The following is a 17,676-nucleotide window of genomic DNA, read 5'->3' as shown; positions in this document are numbered from 1 at the left end:
AACTAGCGAGATCTGCATCCAGAACTCGGTAGTATAGTTGCCGTCTTGGTTTAATCTATTCGTAATATAGGGGTTAAGCGCCAACATTGGTGCAATGTAAGTGCCACGCAAGTGAGCCTTCAACTGCATACAGCCACCGGTGGGTCACTTGAAGGGCTTTGCCTTCATGCAAGAAAGTTCGTATTCTTAAGGTGTGAGCTAGAACGATTTTGGACGGTTCGTCGGTTATTTGAATAATTTCTCCTCCGGCTAAGTACAGTACAACGTTCATCGCCCCGGCTGACCCAGCGTGAGCCAGCTTGTCTTTTCGATCAGCGGTTGTTTTTCCCAGATCGTCTCTGGAGACTACTCTCCATTGGGCCTTATCTTGTGCAAGCTTGGGGAGGACGCGGCCCACCGTGAAAAAAAGTAGATTCGGTTGCTCATCATATTGAACCGTATCTCCCTCTTGGAGGTAAAGCATTGCATGCTTTAAGTTGTCCGAGTCAATCTTGACGCCATCCAGATAGAAGTCGATGTTTTCGATATTGTCGATCATGATGCTCTCCATGCTTTCATTCACTTAATATGCGGGGGTTGAGGCCCTATACCGGCCAGTCCTCATTAGCTCTGTTCACGGTAGTTGGCCTGCTGAAGAGGCTAAGCCCTTTTTCATCCGCGAGTAACTGTCAAAAATGACAGTACAGCCTACCGCTTATCAGGCGGATGGGTCGTTGCCTGGCAAATCTGTCTGATTGCGACATTCGCATCCCCAACAATCCCGGCCCCGACCGGGGATTTTTGTTTGTAACACGCTTCACTGTAGGAGCGCGCTTGCCCGCGAAGCATTCTTCCCGACACTGCAATGGTGCCTGATACACCGCAATCGCGGGCAAGCGCGCTCCTACAGTTTGTCCTCTGCATCGGTCTGAACCCGAGCATTTATCTCTCCCCGCCAACCCATGTCGTAAACGCACCATTGCGTGGCGTGCGCAGGCATCTAGGCTGTCTGCGTCGGTCATACCATCGCTGCCAAGGGGCAATTCCAAGCCCCATTGATAATTCAGGCGCCGCGCCGCCGCTGGGAGAACCGCGATGTTCAGCAAGCAAGACCAGATCCAGGGTTATGACGATGCACTGTTGGCAGCGATGAATGCCGAAGATCAGCGTCAGGAAGATCACATCGAGCTGATCGCCTCGGAGAACTACACCAGCAAGCGCGTGATGGAAGCTCAAGGCAGCGGCCTGACCAACAAGTACGCCGAAGGCTACCCGGGCAAGCGCTACTACGGCGGCTGCGAGCACGTCGACAAGGTCGAGCAACTGGCCGTCGACCGCGCCAAACAGCTGTTCGGTGCTGATTACGCCAACGTGCAGCCGCACTCGGGTTCGTCTGCCAACAGCGCCGTTTACCTGGCACTGATTCAAGCGGGCGACACCATTCTGGGCATGAGCCTGGCCCACGGCGGTCACCTGACTCACGGCGCCAAGGTGTCGTCCTCGGGCAAGCTCTACAACGCTGTTCAGTACGGCATCGACACCACCACCGGCTTGATCAATTACGACGAGGTCGAGCGTCTGGCCGTCGAACACAAGCCGAAAATGATCGTGGCCGGTTTCTCGGCTTACTCCAAAACCCTGGATTTCCCGCGCTTCCGTCAGATCGCAGACAAAGTCGGCGCGTTGCTGTTCGTTGACATGGCGCACGTGGCCGGTCTGGTCGCGGCTGGCCTTTACCCGAATCCGCTGCCGTACGCGGACGTGGTCACCACCACCACGCACAAAACCCTGCGCGGTCCCCGTGGCGGTCTGATCCTGGCGAAGGCCAACGAAGAGATCGAGAAGAAGCTCAACTCCGCCGTGTTCCCAGGCGCTCAAGGCGGCCCGTTGATGCACGTGATCGCCGGTAAGGCCGTGTGCTTCAAGGAAGCCATGGAACCAGGCTTCAAGGCTTACCAACAGCAAGTGATCGACAACGCCCAGGCCATGGCTCAAGTGTTCATCGATCGCGGTTACGACGTTGTTTCCGGTGGCACCGACAACCACCTGTTCCTGGTCAGCCTGATTCGTCAGGGCCTTACCGGTAAAGACGCTGATGCCGCGCTCGGTCGCGCCCACATCACCGTCAACAAGAACGCCGTACCGAACGATCCACAATCGCCGTTCGTGACCTCGGGCCTGCGCATTGGCACCCCGGCTGTCACCACTCGCGGTTTCAAAGTCACCCAGTGCATCACGCTGGCCGGCTGGATCTGCGACATTCTCGACAACCTCGGCGATGCCGATGTCGAGGCCAATGTTGCCAGCCAGGTTGCCGCGCTGTGCGCCGATTTCCCGGTTTACCGCTGAGTCAGGAGTAGCACCATGCAACATTACTCAGGCTTCGGCCTCTTCAAACACTCCCTCAGCCACCACGAAAACTGGCAGCGCATGTGGCGCACGCCGACCCCTAAAAAGGTCTACGACGTGGTTATCGTCGGCGGCGGCGGTCACGGTCTGGCGACGGCTTATTACCTGGCCAAAGAGCACGGCATCACCAACGTTGCCGTGGTCGAGAAAGGCTGGTTGGGCGGCGGCAACACCGCCCGTAACACCACCATCGTGCGTTCCAACTACCTGTGGGACGAGTCCGCGCATCTGTACGAACACGCGATGAAGTTGTGGGAAGGCCTGTCGCAGGACCTGAACTACAACGTCATGTTCTCCCAGCGCGGTGTGTACAACCTGTGCCACACCCTGCAGGACATGCGTGATTCCGAGCGTCGCGTCAGCGCCAACCGCCTGAACGGCGTCGACGGCGAACTGCTCGACGGCAAGCAAGTGGCCGAAGAGATTCCGTACCTGGACTGCTCTAAAAACACTCGCTACCCAATCATCGGCGCGACGGTGCAACGTCGCGGCGGCGTAGCACGTCACGACGCCGTGGCCTGGGGCTTTGCCCGTGCCGCCGACGCCCTGGGCGTTGACTTGATTCAGCAAACCGAAGTCACCGGCTTCCGCAAGGAAAACGGCGTGTGCGTCGGCGTTGAAACCAACAAGGGCTTCATCGGCGCCAAGCGCGTCGGTGTGGTGACCGCCGGTAACTCGGGGCACATGGCCAAACTTGCAGGCTTCCGTCTGCCGGTCGAATCCCACCCGCTGCAAGCGCTGGTGTCCGAGCCGATTAAACCGATTATTGACAGTGTGATCATGTCCAACGCCGTTCACGGCTACATCAGCCAGTCCGACAAGGGCGACCTGGTGATCGGCGCCGGTATCGATGGCTGGGTCGGCTACGGTCAGCGCGGTTCGTATCCGGTGATCGAGCACACCATTCAGGCCATCGTCGAGATGTTCCCGGTGCTGTCGCGCGTGCGCATGAACCGTCAGTGGGGCGGCATCGTCGACACCACGCCGGATGCGTGCCCGATCATTTCCAAGACGCCTGTCCCGAACATGTTCTTCAACTGCGGTTGGGGGACTGGCGGCTTCAAGGCGACCCCGGGTTCGGGCAACGTCTTCGCTGCAAGTCTGGCGAAGGGCGAAATGCACCCATTGGCAAAACCTTTCTCCATCGACCGTTTCCACAACGGTGCGTTGATCGACGAACATGGCGCTGCGGCTGTCGCCCACTAACAGGAGAATTTCCTTATGTTGCATATCTTCTGTCCTCACTGTGGCGAACTGCGCTCCGAAGAGGAATTCCACGGCTCCGGTCAGGCGCACATTCCGCGTCCGCTGGACCCTGCGTCTTGCACCGACGAAGAGTGGGGCGACTACATGTTTTTCCGCGACAACCCGCGCGGCCTGCACCACGAACTGTGGATTCACGCAGCCGGTTGCCGTCAGTACTTCAATGCCACGCGTGACACCGTGACGTATGAAATTCTCGAAACATATCTGATTGGCACCAAGCCGCAGTTCGTGAATCCGGTTCCAGCCGTCGGCAAGGGAGACAAGGTATGAGCCAGTCCAATCGTCTGCCTAATGGCGGCCGCATCGACCGCAGCAAGGTCCTGAACTTCAACTTCAATGGCCAGACGTACCAGGGCTTTGAAGGTGACACGCTGGCCGCAGCCCTGCTGGCCAACGGCGTCGACATCATCGGTCGCAGCTTCAAATACTCCCGTCCTCGCGGCATTTTCGCTGCCGGGTCCGAAGAGCCGAACGCCGTTCTGCAGATCGGCGCGACCGAAGCCACTCAGATTCCGAACGTGCGCGCCACTCAACAGGCACTGTATTCCGGCCTGGTCGCCACCAGCACCAACGGTTGGCCGAGCGTTAACACCGACATGATGGGGATTCTCGGCAAGGTCGGCGGCAAGCTGATGCCTCCGGGCTTCTACTACAAAACCTTCATGTACCCGCAATCGTTCTGGATGACCTACGAGAAGTACATTCGTAAGGCCGCAGGTCTGGGCCGTTCGCCGACCGAAAACGATCCGGACACCTACGACAACATGAACCAGCACTGCGACGTGCTGATCGTTGGCGCAGGCCCTGCCGGTCTGGCGGCTGCACTGGCGGCTGCACGCAGCGGTGCCCGAGTCATCATTGCCGACGAACAGGAAGAGTTTGGCGGCAGTCTGCTGGATTCCCGTGAGAGCCTGGACGGCAAGCCTGCAGCGGAGTGGGTTTCCACTGTCGTTGCCGAGCTTAAAGGCCTGGCCAACGTGGTTCTGTTGCCACGCGCTACCGTGAACGGCTACCACGACCACAACTTCCTGACCATTCACGAACGTCTGACCGATCACCTCCGCGACCGCGCGCCCATCGGCCAGGTGCGTCAGCGCATGCACCGCGTTCGCGCCAAGCGTGTCGTGCTGGCAACCGGTACGCACGAGCGTCCGCTGGTTTACGGCAACAACGATGTGCCGGGCAACATGCTGGCCGGTGCCGTTTCCACATACGTTCGTCGTTACGGCGTGGCTCCGGGCAAGAAGCTGGTGCTGTCGACCAACAACGACTACGCCTACCGCGTTGCGCTGGACTGGCTCGATGCCGGTCTGCAAGTGATCGCCGTCGCCGACGCCCGCCACAATCCACGTGGCGCATTGGTTGAGGAAGCACGTGCCAAGGGCATTCGAATTCTCACCGGCAGTGCCGTGATCGAAGCCCGCGGAAGCAAACGCGTCAGCGGTGCTCGTGTAGCAGCCATCGACGTCAAGGCGCACAAGGTCACAAGCCCGGGCGAATGGCTCGACTGCGACCTGATCGCAAGCTCCGGCGGCTACAGCCCGATCGTTCACCTGGCGTCCCACCTGGGCGGCAAGCCGGTCTGGCGTGAAGACATCCTCGGTTTCGTACCGGGCGAAGCCCCGCAAAAACGCGTCTGCGTCGGCGGGGTGAACGGCGTTTACGCATTGGCGGATTCGCTGGCCGATGGTTTTGAAGGCGGCGTTCGCGCAGCCAGCGAGGCCGGTTTCCAGTTAGTCGAAGACGTGATGCCAAAAGCCCTGAGCCGCGTTGAAGAACCGACGCTGGCGTTGTTCCAGGTGCCGCATGAGAAGGGCACTGCCCGCGCACCGAAGCAGTTCGTCGACCTGCAGAACGACGTCACCGCCGCTGCCATCGAACTGGCGACCCGCGAAGGCTTCGAGTCGGTCGAGCACGTCAAACGCTACACCGCGCTGGGCTTCGGTACCGATCAGGGCAAGCTGGGTAACGTCAACGGTCTGGCCATCGCGGCTCGTTCGCTGAACGTCTCGATTCCTGAGATGGGCACCACCATGTTCCGTCCGAACTACACGCCGGTGACCTTCGGTGCAGTAGCCGGCCGTCACTGCGGCCACATCTTCGAGCCTGTGCGCTTCACCGCGCTGCATGCCTGGCACGTCAAGAACGGCGCCGAATTCGAAGACGTCGGCCAATGGAAACGTCCGTGGTACTTCCCCAAAGCCGGTGAAGACATTCACGCAGCGGTCCGCCGCGAATGCAAAGCCGTGCGCGACAGCGTTGGCCTGCTGGATGCCTCGACCCTCGGCAAGATCGACATTCAAGGCCCGGATGCGCGCGAGTTCCTGAACCGCATCTATACCAACGCCTGGACCAAGCTTGATGTGGGCAAGGCGCGCTATGGCCTGATGTGTAAAGAAGACGGCATGGTCTTCGACGACGGCGTCACTGCCTGCGTCGCCGACAACCACTTCATCATGACCACCACCACGGGCGGCGCCGCACGCGTCCTGCAATGGCTGGAAATCTATCAGCAGACCGAATGGCCGGACCTGAAGGTGTATTTCACTTCCGTGACCGACCACTACGCGACCCTGACCCTGTCGGGTCCGAACAGCCGCAAGCTGCTGAGCGAAGTGACCGACATTGATCTGGGCCGTGAAGCCTTCCCGTTCATGACCTGGAAAGAAGGTCTGGTCGGTGGCGTTCCGGCTCGCGTGTTCCGGATTTCGTTTACCGGCGAGCTTTCCTACGAAGTGAACATCCAGGCTGATTACGCGATGGGTGTGCTGGAGAAAATCGCCGAGGCGGGCAAGAAGTACAACCTGACCCCGTACGGCACCGAAACCATGCACGTGCTGCGGGCCGAGAAGGGCTTCATCATCGTTGGTCAGGACACCGACGGCTCGATGAATCCGGACGATCTGAACATGGGCTGGTGTGTGGGTCGCACCAAGCCGTTCTCGTGGATCGGCCAACGTGGCATGAACCGTGAAGATTGCTTGCGTGAAGACCGCAAGCAACTGGTGGGCCTCAAGCCGATCGATCCGAACAAGTGGCTGCCGGAAGGCGCGCAACTGGTCTTCGATCCGAAGCAGTCGATCCCGATGACCATGGTGGGTCATGTGACGTCGAGCTACGCAGCCAACTCGCTGGGTTACTCGTTCGCCATGGGCGTGGTCAAGGGTGGTCTGAAGCGCATGGGCGAGCGTGTGTTCTCGCCTCAGGCTGACGGCTCGGTGATCGAGGCGGAAATCGTTTCCTCGGTGTTTTTCGATCCGAAGGGTGACCGGCAGAACGTGGAGTAAAGGGCGAAGGCTCGCTCCACGGTCTGGACCTGTAGGAGCGCGCTTGCCCGCGATTGCGGTGTATCAATCGCCATTGATGTGTTTGATCCACTGCATCGCGGGCAAGCGCGCTCCTACAGTGAGGCGCTCCGGCAACACAACAGAATTCAAGACAGGTGCTCTATGACCACAGCCAACGTTTACCAACAGCGGCCGACGACCGACGTCAAAGTCGAGTCGCCTCTGTTTCATGCCGACCTCAAAAGCCTGGTCGGCAAAGGCCGCACCAACCCGGGTGTGGTGATTCGCGAGAAAAAACTGCTGGGCCACCTGACCATTCGTGGCGATGCACACGATCCGGCGTTCGCGGCTGGCGTCCACAAGGCGCTGGGCATGGAACTGCCGGCTGCGCTGGCCCTGGTAACGAGCGGCGAAAGCTCGATTCAATGGATGGGCCCGGATGAGTGGCTGCTGATCGTGCCGACCGGCGAAGAATTTGCCGCCGAGCAAAAGCTGCGCGAAGCGCTGGACGGTCTGCACATTCAGGTGGTCAACGTCAGCGGCGGCCAATCGCTGTTGGAACTGACCGGCCCGAAAGTCCGTGAAGTGCTCATGAAGTCCACCAGTTACGACGTACACCCGAGCAATTTCCCGGTCGGCAAGGCCGTCGGTACGGTATTCGCCAAGTCGCAACTGGTCATCCGCCGTACAGGGGAAGAAACCTGGGAATTGCTGATCCGCCGCAGCTTCGCCGATTACTGGTGGCTATGGCTGCAGGATGCGAGTGCCGAGTACGGTTTGGGCGTCGCGGCGTAATCATTGATCGTTCCCACGCCCCCGCATGGGAACGCATCCCGGGACGCTGCGCGTCCCATGTGAAGGACGCGGAGCGTCCTGAACTGCATTCCCACGCGGAGCGTGGGAACGATCTGAGGAATAACTATGAGCCGCGCCCCCGATACCTGGATTCTGACTGCCGACTGCCCAAGCGTGCTGGGCACGGTGGACGCGGTCACGCGCTATCTGTTCGAACAGGACTGCTACGTTACCGAGCACCATTCGTTCGATGACAGGCTATCCAGCCGTTTTTTCATTCGTGTCGAATTTCGCCAACCGGAAGGCTTCGACGAGGCCTCGTTCCGTGCAGGGCTGGCCGAGCGCGGAGAAGCCTTTGGCATGGTCTTCGAATTGACGGCGCCGAACTACCGGCCAAAAGTCGTGATCATGGTGTCCAAGGCTGATCACTGCCTTAACGATCTGCTCTACCGTCAGCGCATCAACCAGCTGTCGATGGACGTGGTCGCGGTGGTTTCCAACCATCCGGATCTCGAACCATTGGCGCGCTGGCATGAAATCCCCTACTACCATTTCCCACTCGATCCCAACGACAAGCCCTCGCAGGAAGCCAAGGTGATGAAGGTGATCGAGGAAACCGGCGCCGAGCTGGTGGTGCTCGCCCGCTACATGCAGGTGCTGTCACCAGAGCTGTGCCGCAAGCTGGATGGTCGCGCGATCAACATTCACCACTCGTTGCTGCCGGGGTTCAAGGGCGCCAAGCCGTATCACCAGGCCTACAGCAAGGGCGTGAAGCTTGTCGGTGCGACCGCGCATTACATCAACAACGATCTCGACGAGGGTCCGATCATTGCTCAGGGCGTCGAGGTGGTCGATCACAGTCACTACCCTGAAGACCTCATCGCCAAGGGCCGCGATATCGAAGGCCTGACCCTGGCGCGAGCGGTGGGGTATCACATCGAGCGGCGCGTGTTCCTCAATGCCAACCGCACCGTGGTTTTGTAAATGTGTAGGAGCGCGCTTGCCCGCGATGGCGGTGTGTCAGTCATCATTGATGTATCTGACATGACGCCCTTCGCGGGCAAGCGCGCTCCTGCAGGGGCCGCCCCCAATCAAACGAAACACCCAGAGCAATCAGTGCGTTGCCGCAACACACTGGCGACGCATAACTCCGCTACACGGCTGTATCCATAACAACAAACAGCGAGGTGAAAGCATGTCTGGTAATCGTGGTGTGGTGTATCTCGGCGCTGGCAAGGTCGAAGTACAGAAAATTGACTATCCAAAAATGCAGGACCCGCGCGGCAAGAAGATCGAGCACGGTGTCATCCTGCGCGTCGTATCCACCAACATTTGCGGCTCAGACCAACACATGGTACGCGGTCGCACCACTGCCCAGGTAGGTCTGGTCCTCGGCCATGAGATCACCGGTGAGGTGGTCGAGATGGGCAGCGGCGTCGAAAACCTCAAGATCGGCGATCTCGTTTCCGTTCCCTTCAACGTGGCATGCGGCCTGTGCCGTTCCTGCAAAGAACAACACACCGGCGTCTGCCTGACTGTGAACCCGGCGCGTCCCGGCGGCGCTTATGGCTATGTCGACATGGGCGACTGGACCGGTGGTCAGGCCGAATACGTGCTCGTGCCTTATGCCGACTTCAACCTGCTCAAACTGCCTGATCGCGACAAGGCGATGGAAAAGATCCGCGACCTGACCTGCCTCTCCGACATTCTGCCGACTGGCTATCACGGCGCAGTGACGGCCGGTGTCGGTCCGGGCAGCTCGGTTTACATTGCCGGCGCCGGCCCTGTCGGTCTGGCCGCGGCAGCTTCGGCGCGTCTGCTCGGCGCTGCGGTGGTGATCGTTGGCGACGTCAATCCCGTACGTCTGGCGCATGCCAAGGCACAGGGTTTCGAGATCGCCGACCTGTCAAAGGACACTCCGCTGCATGAGCAGATCGCCGCGCTGCTGGGCGAGCCCGAAGTGGACTGCGCCGTCGACGCCGTGGGCTTCGAAGCCCGCGGTCACGGCCATGCTGGCGTTAAGGCAGAAGCACCGGCCACTGTGCTCAACTCGCTGATGGGCGTGGTGCGCGTGGCGGGCAAGATCGGTATTCCCGGCCTGTACGTCACCGAAGATCCGGGCGCGGTCGACGCTGCCGCCAAAATGGGCAGCCTGAGCATTCGCTTCGGTCTGGGCTGGGCGAAGTCCCATAGCTTCCATACCGGTCAGACCCCGGTCATGAAGTACAACCGCCAGTTGATGCAGGCCATCATGTGGGACCGCATCAACATTGCCGAGGTCGTGGGTGTGCAGGTCATCAGTCTTGATGATGCACCGCGTGGTTACGGCGAGTTCGACGCAGGCGTACCGAAGAAATTCGTGATCGATCCGCACAAGCTGTTCAGCGCGGCGTAAGCTTCTTGCCCATAAAAAAGGCGACCGCGAGGTCGCCTTTTTTGTATGGCTTACAGCGACGCCAACTGCCCTTTATACAGAACCGGTCCTGTCGGTTTGCCGCTTGGCGAACCTCCCTTCGGCTCCAGCGTAATGGCCATCGTGGTTTGCGAGCCCAGCAACTTGCGCTGGCTTTCGCTCAGCTCGACGCGGCCTTTTCCGTCATCCGGAATCACGCCCAGCGACACCGGGATGCCGTCCGCCGGGATAGCCCATAGCTCAAGACTGCGGCCGGTCTCCACGCGGGCAACGGTGACAGGCTCGACTTTCAAGTAGCGGTCGAAAGCCTGTACGGTCAGCGCCGGTTGCTGATTGCTGGCGACCAGCGTGGCGTTGAAGTCGGGTTTGTCACGGTTGTAGATCACACCGACGATGACCGCGACGAGCAATGTGCAGGCGACCGCTGCAATGCGCATCCAGCTCCAGAACGGTCGTTTTTCCGGGACGTGCAGGCGTTGCGGTTCGATACGCGCAATGATTTGCTCCCATAGGCGCTCTGGCACCGGTTGCGGTTCCAGCGAGGTGGTCAGCCCGACAAGGCTTTCCTGCCACCGGGCGACTTCTTCGCGAAGCGTCGGATCGTCGAGTAACAGGTTTTCGAAACGTCTGCGGGCGGTCGACGGCATCAGGCCAATCGCGTAATCAGCCGAGAGCGCGCGGCGCAGTTCTGGGTGACGATAATTCATGATTCAAGGCACCTGCGCAGCCGTTCCATACCTCGACGGATCCACGATTTGACGGTGCCCAGAGGCGCTGCCAGTTGCGTGACCAGATCCCCATGGGAGGCGCCGTGGAAATAGGCCGTGATGATCGACTGGCGCTGCATGCCCTCCAGGGTATCGAGGCAACGTTGCAACGCGTTGGCGTCGCGATGGCTTTCCAGTTGCTCGTGAGCGGAGGGTGCCTGATCGAACAGCGCCTGAGCCTGCTCATCGGTCAGCGGGTCTTCGCGGTGTTTGCGCAACTGGTCGATGGCCTTGTTGCGCGTAATGCTCACCATCCAGGTCATCGGCGCCGAGAGGTTGGCGTCGTACTGCGACGCGCTGTTCCAGATCCGGACAAAAGCCTCCTGCAGAACGTCTTCTGCCTGATCGCGATGACCCATGCAGCGCAGGGCAACCGCGAACAGATGGCCGGAAACCTGACGGTAGAGGCTTTCGAAGGCGCGGCGGTTGCCCAGTGAGCACTGAGCGAGCAATTGCCGCAGATCATCGGCGTCGACGCTTGAAATGAGCTTTCTCCAGACAAGGGAACGGCGGTGGCCGTATGGCTGGCAGGTTAGTCCAGGTTGAGCCGCAGTTCCATCCACCTTCTTTCTACTCGCCAAGAGGAAGAGAAAGCACCGCTCATCAGGCGAGGCAGTTGCACAAGTCTCTGTTCGTGCAAGGGATACGTAGCGGTCTACAGAGTGGATGCAGCGGGCGCCGGGATATTTCGCAGGCGCGCTGGATGATCGCTGGCTGGAACTTCTTTGCGTTGCGGGGTCCAACGCGTGTTTACCCGGCTATGCCGGTTCTCTGGCAAACGAGGCTGTTTCAATGAAGGTTTCTATGAAAAACGCACGCGGCGCGGCATTGGCGACTTTGATGGCGCTGGCGGCAACGCCGGTCTTTGCCTTCAACCTGAACGACGCGGCCAATGCCGTTTCCAACGCCACCGGCGGTCAGCAGAAAGCCACCGCAGCACCTGAGGCGGCAGGCTTGCTCAACACGCTGGGCACACAGCTGAATGTCACCCCTCAGCAGGCAGTGGGTGGTACCGGTGCGTTGCTTGGACTGGCTAAAAACAAACTCTCCGGCAACGACTATTCGAGCCTGAGCAAATCGGTACCGGGTCTGGATCAGCTGTCGGGTTCTTCGGCCCTGGGCAGCCTGGGTGGGCTGGGCGGCATGCTCGGTGGTAGCTCAGGCAGCGGCAACTCGGCGGTCAGCAGTGCATTGGGTAACGTGCAGAGCATGGGCGACGTGAACAGCGCATTCAGTGCGCTGGGCATGGACAGCGGCATGGTTGGCCAGTTTGTACCGGTGATATTGCAATACCTGGGTCAACAGGGTGCGAGCGGCTCGGCGCTGTCGGCATTGAGCGGGGTTTGGGGCGCCAAGTGATTTCGCTGGCTGAACACCTGCTTTGAGTGACGCCGAACCCGTAGGAGCGCGCTTGCCCGCGAATGCATGACGTCAGATATGCCTCTGCTGACTGACACATCGCAATCGCGGGCAGGCGCGCTCCTGCAATGGATCAGCTACTCGTCCGATCCCCGCGCAATTCAGCGATTCGTGCATTCTTCTCCCGCCACAACTGGTTAACCCAGTTCTGCACGTACTCGCGGAAAACAGGGTCATTTTCGTAATCGCCCTGCCACAGCGCAGGGTCGAGTTCACGGGTTTTTATGTCGATGATTGCCCGCGGAACCCGGCCTGAAATCAGATCCCAGAACCCCGGAATCCGGGCGCCCGGATACACCACGGTCACGTCCAGCACGGCATCGAGCTGCTCGCCCATCGCGGCCAGGACGAACGCCACGCCCCCCGCCTTGGGCTTGAGCAGGTAGGGGTAGGGCGACGTTTGCTCGGCCTGTTTGGCCGGCGTGAAGCGGGTGCCTTCCAGATAGTTCACGATGGTCACCGGCTGGCGTTTGAACAGCTCGCACGCTTCTTTGGTGATTTCCAGATCCTTGCCTTTGAGTTCCGGGTTCTTTGCCAGAAACGCCTTGGTGTAGCGTTTCATGAATGGGTAATCGAGGGCCCACCAGGCAAGACCCAGGAACGGTACCCAGATGAGCTCTTTTTTCAGAAAGAATTTGAAAAAGGGTGTACGGCGATTCAACGCCTGCACCAGCGCCGGAATGTCCACCCAGGATTGATGATTGCTGACGACGAGGTAGGACGTGTCGCCGCGCAAGCCTTCATGGCCGCTGATCTCCCATCGAGTCGGAAGGCACAGCTTGAAAATCAACTTGTTGATTTCGACCCACGTCTCGGCGATCCACATCACTGCCCACGAACAACGGTCACGCATTTCACTCTGGAACACCAGTTTGAGCAGCGCGAAAACCATCAATGGCCCGAACAGCACTAGGGTGTTGAGCAGCAGCAACAGCGTGACGGTAATTCCGGTGAGCAGGTGACGCATAAATCACTCAAGGTCGTGACAAAGGGCCGGCAATGATAAGCAGCCAGACTCCGGGAGCCAAATCCGGCGGTCGCTCACAAATGTTTCACTCGTTTACAGATAGTCTGCGGTTCTTCTTTAGTTGGCGAACGAACGACAAAGTTGCGGTCTAAAATCGGGCCCGTGCAACGCCCATTCATTGCGAGGAACCTGTTACGTGAAATCCCTTCTGGCGCTTCTTTCCCTGCTGGCTTTGCCTGTCATGGCTGCCGAGCCGACGTTATACGGTCGCTACGAATACATTCAGGTCTCCGAGTTGGGCGAGACCTTCAAGGCCAAGATGGACACCGGCGCACTGACGGCGTCGCTGTCGGCCAAAGACATCGAACTGTTCAAACGGGATGGGGACGACTGGGTGCGTTTCCGTCTGGCGACCAAAGATGCGGACAACAAGGTGTACGAGCACAAGGTGTCGCGCATCAGCCGCATCAAGGGTCGGTCCGACGGAGAGGACGAAGACGAACCCGTCGATCCGACCAAGCGCCCGGTCGTGGACCTCGAGCTTTGCCTGGGCGACGTCAAGCGCACCGTCGAGGTCAATCTGGTCGACCGCAGCCACTTCAACTACCCGTTACTGATCGGTGCGAAGGCCCTGCGCGAATTCGGCGCAGCGGTCAATCCGGCGCGTCGATACACCGCCGACAAGCCTCAGTGCTGATTGACGTGTGGGGCTGATATCCGTCACCGTTCCGGCTTTACGCCAAGTGCTCGGATGCCATGCCCCACATTCTGATTGTCGAAGACGAAGCCGCCATCGCCGACACCCTCGTGTACGCCTTGCAGGGCGAGGGTTTCACAACGACGTGGCTGACATTGGGGCAGGCCGCAGTCGATCATCAGCGCAAGACTCCCGCCGACCTGATCATTCTCGATATCGGCTTGCCTGACATCAGCGGCTTTGAAACCTGCAAACAGTTGCGCCGCTTCAGCGACGTTCCGGTGATGTTCCTCAGCGCACGCAACGGCGAGATTGATCGCGTGGTAGGGCTTGAGATCGGCGCGGACGATTACGTGGTCAAGCCGTTCAGCCCACGAGAAGTCACTGCCAGGGTCAGGGCGATTCTCAAGCGCATGATGCCGCGCACTGAAACCCCGCCAACCGGTCCCCATTTCGTGATCGATGCGCAACGCGTGCTCGTCAGCTATCGCGGGCAGCCGCTGAACCTTACGCGTCACGAATTTCGTCTGCTGCAACGCCTGTTGGAGCAGCCACAACGGGTGTTCAGCCGCGAACAACTGCTGGACGCCGTTGGTGTTCCCAGCGATGCAGGTTATGAGCGCAGTATCGATACCCACATCAAGAGTGTGCGCGCCAAGCTGCGTACCATCGCCGCCGACGCCGAACCTATCCAGACCCATCGCGGGCTGGGTTACAGCTACAGTCCGGATCACAGCTGATGCGTCTGGGCATTCGCATCTTTCTGGTCTACGCGCTGTTCATCGGCCTGACCGGTTATTTCGTACTCGGCACCGTAATGAAAGAGGTGCGTCCCGGCGTGCGGCAATCCACCGAAGAAACCCTCGTGGACACGGCTAATCTGCTGGCCGAACTGGTGCGCGAAGACGTCAAGGCGGGCACCCTGAGCCAGAGTCGACTTCCGGAAGTGCTTAAAGCCTACGGATTGCGTCAGCCGGGCGCCACGATCTGGGGCTTGCCGAAGAATCAGGTCAATAACCGCATCTATGTAACCGATGCCAAGGGCGTCGTGTTGCTCGACTCCAGCGGCGAGGCCGTGGGCCAGGATTACTCACGCTGGAACGATGTGTATCTGACCTTGCGTGGCGAATACGGCGCGCGCTCGACCCGCAGCGATCCTCAGGATCCCGATTCTTCGGTCATGCATGTGGGCGCTCCGATTCGCGATGAGGGCCACATCATCGGGGTGGTGACCGTCGCCAAACCCAATAGCTCTCTGCAGCCCTATGTGGACCGAACGGAACGACGATTACTTTGGTACGGCGCCGGGCTGGTGCTGCTTGGCCTGCTGTTCGGCGCGCTGCTGTCGTGGTGGCTGAGCAAATCGCTACGTCGACTCACCGATTACGCCCAGGCCGTGAGCGAGGGACGCCGGGCGGAGCTTCCGAAGTATCGCGGCGGCGAGCTGGCGCAGTTGTCGGTTGCTGTAGAGCACATGCGCACGCAACTGGAGGGCAAGGCCTATGTCGAGCGCTACGTACATACGCTGACCCATGAGTTGAAGAGTCCTTTGGCGGCTATTCGTGGCGCGGCGGAACTGCTGGAGGGCGACATGCCTGCCGACCAGCGCCGGCGCTTCGTGGGCAATATCGGTAGCGAAAGTGCGCGCATGCAGCAATTGATCGAGCGGCTGCTGAATCTGGCGATGGTTGAACAGCGGCAAGGGCTGGAAGAGCACGCTCTCGTCTCCCTGTCAGACCTGATCGAGGACACGCTGGCGGCCCAGCGTGCTCGCATCGAGAGCCGCCTGTTGCGGGTTGAGCAACAGATTGCGCAGCACGTGACGGTGACCGGCGAGCATTTTCTGCTGCGGCAGGGGTTTGCCAATCTGCTGGATAACGCACTGGATTTCACGCCGTTGAACGGCACCCTGCGCTTCACGGCCGAGCGGGTGAGCGCCGGGGTAGAAGTCACCCTTTTCAACACTGCCGAGCCCATTCCTGACTACGCACTGCCTCGTCTGAGCGAGCGCTTCTATTCTCTTTCAAGGCCCGACGGAGGACGCAAAAGCACCGGTCTGGGGCTGAACTTTGTCGAGGAGGTCATGCAACTGCATGGCGGCGAGTTGCGCATTGGCAATGTCGAAGGTGGGGTGGTGGTGCGGCTTGTGTTCCCGCGCTGACGGGTTTGATTGACGCGATTGCCCACACAATCTCCACATTCGCCTCATCGTCACTCCACAAACCGTTCTCAGACTCTCCCCATCAAAACGGAGAGAGCCACATGAATCGAGGCATGACGCTTTACAAACTGGGGGTGATCGGTCTGCTCATCCTTCTGCTGCTGATCCCGCTGATGATGATCGACGGGTTGATTCAGGATCGGCAGAACCGTCGCAACGAGGTGTTGCACGATATCGCGCGCAGCTCCAGTTTCAGCCAGCAATTGACTGGGCCGCTGTTGATCGTGCCGTATCGCAAAAACACTAGGGTCTGGAAGCTCAATGCCGAGAGTCAGCAGCGTTACCTGGACACCGTCGAAGAGCGAGGACGCCTGTATTTTCTGCCCGAGCATTTCGAACTCAATGGCACGGTGCAGACCGAAGTCCGCGCCAGGGGCATTTACGAGGCACGGCTGTACCACGCAGACAATCAGATCAAAGGCCACTTTGTGCTGCCTAGACACTTCGGCCTGGAGGATGATTTCGACAGCTATCAGTTCGATGAACCGTTTCTGGCAGTCGGTATCAGTGATGTCCGCGGAATCGAAAATGCCCTCAAACTCAGACTGAACGGTGAGGAGCTGGATTTCGTACCCGGTACCCACGTACCGCTACTCGGCGAGGGGGTGAGCGCGGCATTGCCGGTGGAGAGTGGTGCAGATCAGAGCCGGCTGGACTTCGCCTTTGATCTGCGCCTGCAAGGCACCGGGCAACTTCAGGTCACGCCGGTGGGTAAGTCCAGCACGGTGAACCTGTCCGCCGACTGGCCGCATCCCAGCTTCTTCGGCAATTACCTGCCGACCCGGCGAGAGGTCTCCGAAAAGGGCTTCACGGCCAGTTGGCAGAGCTCGTTCTTCTCGACGAACCTTCAGGAAACCCTCAATCGCTGCACAGCCGATCAGGTGTGCCAAGAATTCAAGGATCGCAGTTTTGGCGTGAGCTTCATTTCACCCGTCGATCAGTACTTGAAGGCCGATCGTTCGATCAAATACTCATTGCTGTTCATCTGGCTGACCTTCGCCGGCTTTCTGTTGTTCGAAGTCCTCAGGGGATTGGCCGTACACCCCGTGCAATATGCGTTGGTCGGCGCGTCGCTGGCGCTGTTTTTTCTGCTGTTGTTGTCGCTTTCCGAGCACCTGGGTTTTGGTAGGGCGTACCTGCTGTCGGCGGCAGCCTGCGTTGCGCTGATTGGCTTCTACGTCTGCCATGTGCTGGGAAATGTAGTTCTCGGGCTGGGTTTCGGTCTGGGGCTGGCGATCCTGTATGCCTTGCTCTACGGCCTGCTCAGCGCTGAAGACTACGCGCTGCTGATGGGTTCGCTGCTGCTGTTTGGCCTGCTGATGCTGTTCATGGTGCTGACTCGCAAACTGGACTGGTACGCGATATTGCAGCGCGCGGCCAGAGCGCCCGAAGTGCCGATTGAGGTGAATCATGAGTAACTGGCTGGGGTTGCGCGAAGATCAGCGGATGGCCCGGC

The 17,676-nt window shown here is 59.7% G+C and carries 16 protein-coding genes; 12 read left to right on the top strand and 4 right to left on the bottom strand.

The window, feature by feature from the left end; genetic code table 11:
- Positions 1 to 73: 73 nt before the first annotated feature.
- A complete protein-coding gene (locus D3M70_RS02545; protein ID WP_133306429.1) occupies positions 74 to 538 on the bottom strand; it encodes a hypothetical protein in 465 nt (154 codons plus the stop codon).
- 536 nt (positions 539 to 1,074) lie between these two features.
- Between D3M70_RS02545 and glyA the strand changes: the two genes are divergently transcribed.
- From glyA to fdhA, 7 genes are all read left to right on the top strand, one after another.
- Positions 1,075 to 2,328 (top strand): serine hydroxymethyltransferase, encoded by a 1,254-nt coding sequence (gene glyA, locus D3M70_RS02540; RefSeq protein ID WP_120124098.1) that lies wholly within the window; start codon positions 1,075 to 1,077, stop codon positions 2,326 to 2,328.
- Between the two features lie 15 nt (positions 2,329 to 2,343).
- Complete coding sequence (locus D3M70_RS02535) at positions 2,344 to 3,594, top strand: sarcosine oxidase subunit beta family protein (protein WP_120124096.1); 1,251 nt, start codon at positions 2,344 to 2,346, stop codon at positions 3,592 to 3,594.
- Positions 3,595 to 3,609: 15 nt separating this feature from the next.
- Positions 3,610 to 3,924 carry a sarcosine oxidase subunit delta gene (locus D3M70_RS02530; protein ID WP_120124094.1) on the top strand — a complete coding sequence of 105 codons (315 nt, stop codon included), beginning with the start codon at positions 3,610 to 3,612 and terminating at the stop codon, positions 3,922 to 3,924.
- Entirely contained in the window at positions 3,921 to 6,941 is a 3,021-nt protein-coding gene (locus tag D3M70_RS02525) for a sarcosine oxidase subunit alpha (RefSeq protein ID WP_120124093.1), read from the top strand. The genes D3M70_RS02530 and D3M70_RS02525 overlap by 4 nt, the downstream gene beginning before the upstream one ends.
- Before the next feature lie 162 nt (positions 6,942 to 7,103).
- Entirely contained in the window at positions 7,104 to 7,736 is a 633-nt protein-coding gene (locus D3M70_RS02520; protein ID WP_120124091.1) for a sarcosine oxidase subunit gamma, read from the top strand.
- Positions 7,737 to 7,862: 126 nt separating this feature from the next.
- A complete protein-coding gene (gene purU, locus D3M70_RS02515) occupies positions 7,863 to 8,720 on the top strand; it encodes a formyltetrahydrofolate deformylase (RefSeq protein ID WP_120124089.1) in 858 nt (285 codons plus the stop codon).
- A gap of 211 nt (positions 8,721 to 8,931) precedes the next feature.
- A complete protein-coding gene (gene fdhA / locus D3M70_RS02510; protein WP_120124088.1) occupies positions 8,932 to 10,131 on the top strand; it encodes a formaldehyde dehydrogenase, glutathione-independent in 1,200 nt (399 codons plus the stop codon).
- A 50-nt stretch (positions 10,132 to 10,181) separates the two neighbouring features.
- Here fdhA and D3M70_RS02505 read toward each other — a convergent pair whose 3' ends face one another.
- The gene (locus D3M70_RS02505; protein WP_120124086.1) at positions 10,182 to 10,856 is read right to left on the bottom strand and encodes an anti-sigma factor domain-containing protein; all 675 of its coding nucleotides are present in this window, start codon (positions 10,854 to 10,856) and stop codon (positions 10,182 to 10,184) included.
- Complete coding sequence (locus D3M70_RS02500; RefSeq protein ID WP_120124085.1) at positions 10,853 to 11,479, bottom strand: sigma-70 family RNA polymerase sigma factor; 627 nt, start codon at positions 11,477 to 11,479, stop codon at positions 10,853 to 10,855. Before D3M70_RS02500 ends, D3M70_RS02505 begins: the two co-directional genes overlap by 4 nt.
- Before the next feature lie 241 nt (positions 11,480 to 11,720).
- Here D3M70_RS02500 and D3M70_RS02495 point away from each other — a divergent pair, with 241 nt between their 5' ends.
- Complete coding sequence (locus D3M70_RS02495; protein ID WP_165869725.1) at positions 11,721 to 12,275, top strand: DUF2780 domain-containing protein; 555 nt, start codon at positions 11,721 to 11,723, stop codon at positions 12,273 to 12,275.
- A 133-nt stretch (positions 12,276 to 12,408) separates the two neighbouring features.
- Here the strand turns inward: D3M70_RS02495 and D3M70_RS02490 are convergent, their stop codons facing one another.
- Positions 12,409 to 13,302: an acyltransferase gene (locus D3M70_RS02490; RefSeq protein ID WP_120124081.1), complete on the bottom strand. Its 894-nt coding sequence runs from the start codon at positions 13,300 to 13,302 to the stop codon at positions 12,409 to 12,411.
- 196 nt (positions 13,303 to 13,498) lie between these two features.
- On the opposite strand from D3M70_RS02490, the gene D3M70_RS02485 reads away from it, so the two are divergent.
- The 4 genes from D3M70_RS02485 (at position 13,499) to creD (ending at position 17,638) form a co-directional block, all read left to right on the top strand.
- Positions 13,499 to 13,999, top strand: coding sequence for an ATP-dependent zinc protease (locus tag D3M70_RS02485; RefSeq protein ID WP_120124080.1), 501 nt, complete (start codon positions 13,499 to 13,501; stop codon positions 13,997 to 13,999).
- 59 nt (positions 14,000 to 14,058) lie between these two features.
- Positions 14,059 to 14,739 (top strand): two-component system response regulator CreB, encoded by a 681-nt coding sequence (gene creB / locus D3M70_RS02480; protein ID WP_120124078.1) that lies wholly within the window; start codon positions 14,059 to 14,061, stop codon positions 14,737 to 14,739.
- Positions 14,739 to 16,160, top strand: a complete 1,422-nt coding sequence (gene creC / locus D3M70_RS02475; RefSeq protein ID WP_120124076.1) for a two-component system sensor histidine kinase CreC — start codon at positions 14,739 to 14,741, stop codon at positions 16,158 to 16,160. The genes creB and creC overlap by 1 nt, the downstream gene beginning before the upstream one ends.
- 101 nt (positions 16,161 to 16,261) lie before the next feature.
- Positions 16,262 to 17,638, top strand: coding sequence for a cell envelope integrity protein CreD (gene creD, locus D3M70_RS02470; RefSeq protein WP_120124075.1), 1,377 nt, complete (start codon positions 16,262 to 16,264; stop codon positions 17,636 to 17,638).
- Positions 17,639 to 17,676 lie beyond the last annotated feature (38 nt).

This window comes from Pseudomonas sp. LS-2 (assembly GCF_003605735.1).
Taxonomy (GTDB): Bacteria; Pseudomonadota; Gammaproteobacteria; order Pseudomonadales; family Pseudomonadaceae; genus Aquipseudomonas.
Note: the sequence above shows the minus strand (reverse complement) of the source record. Positions and strands in the feature narration are given on the sequence as shown.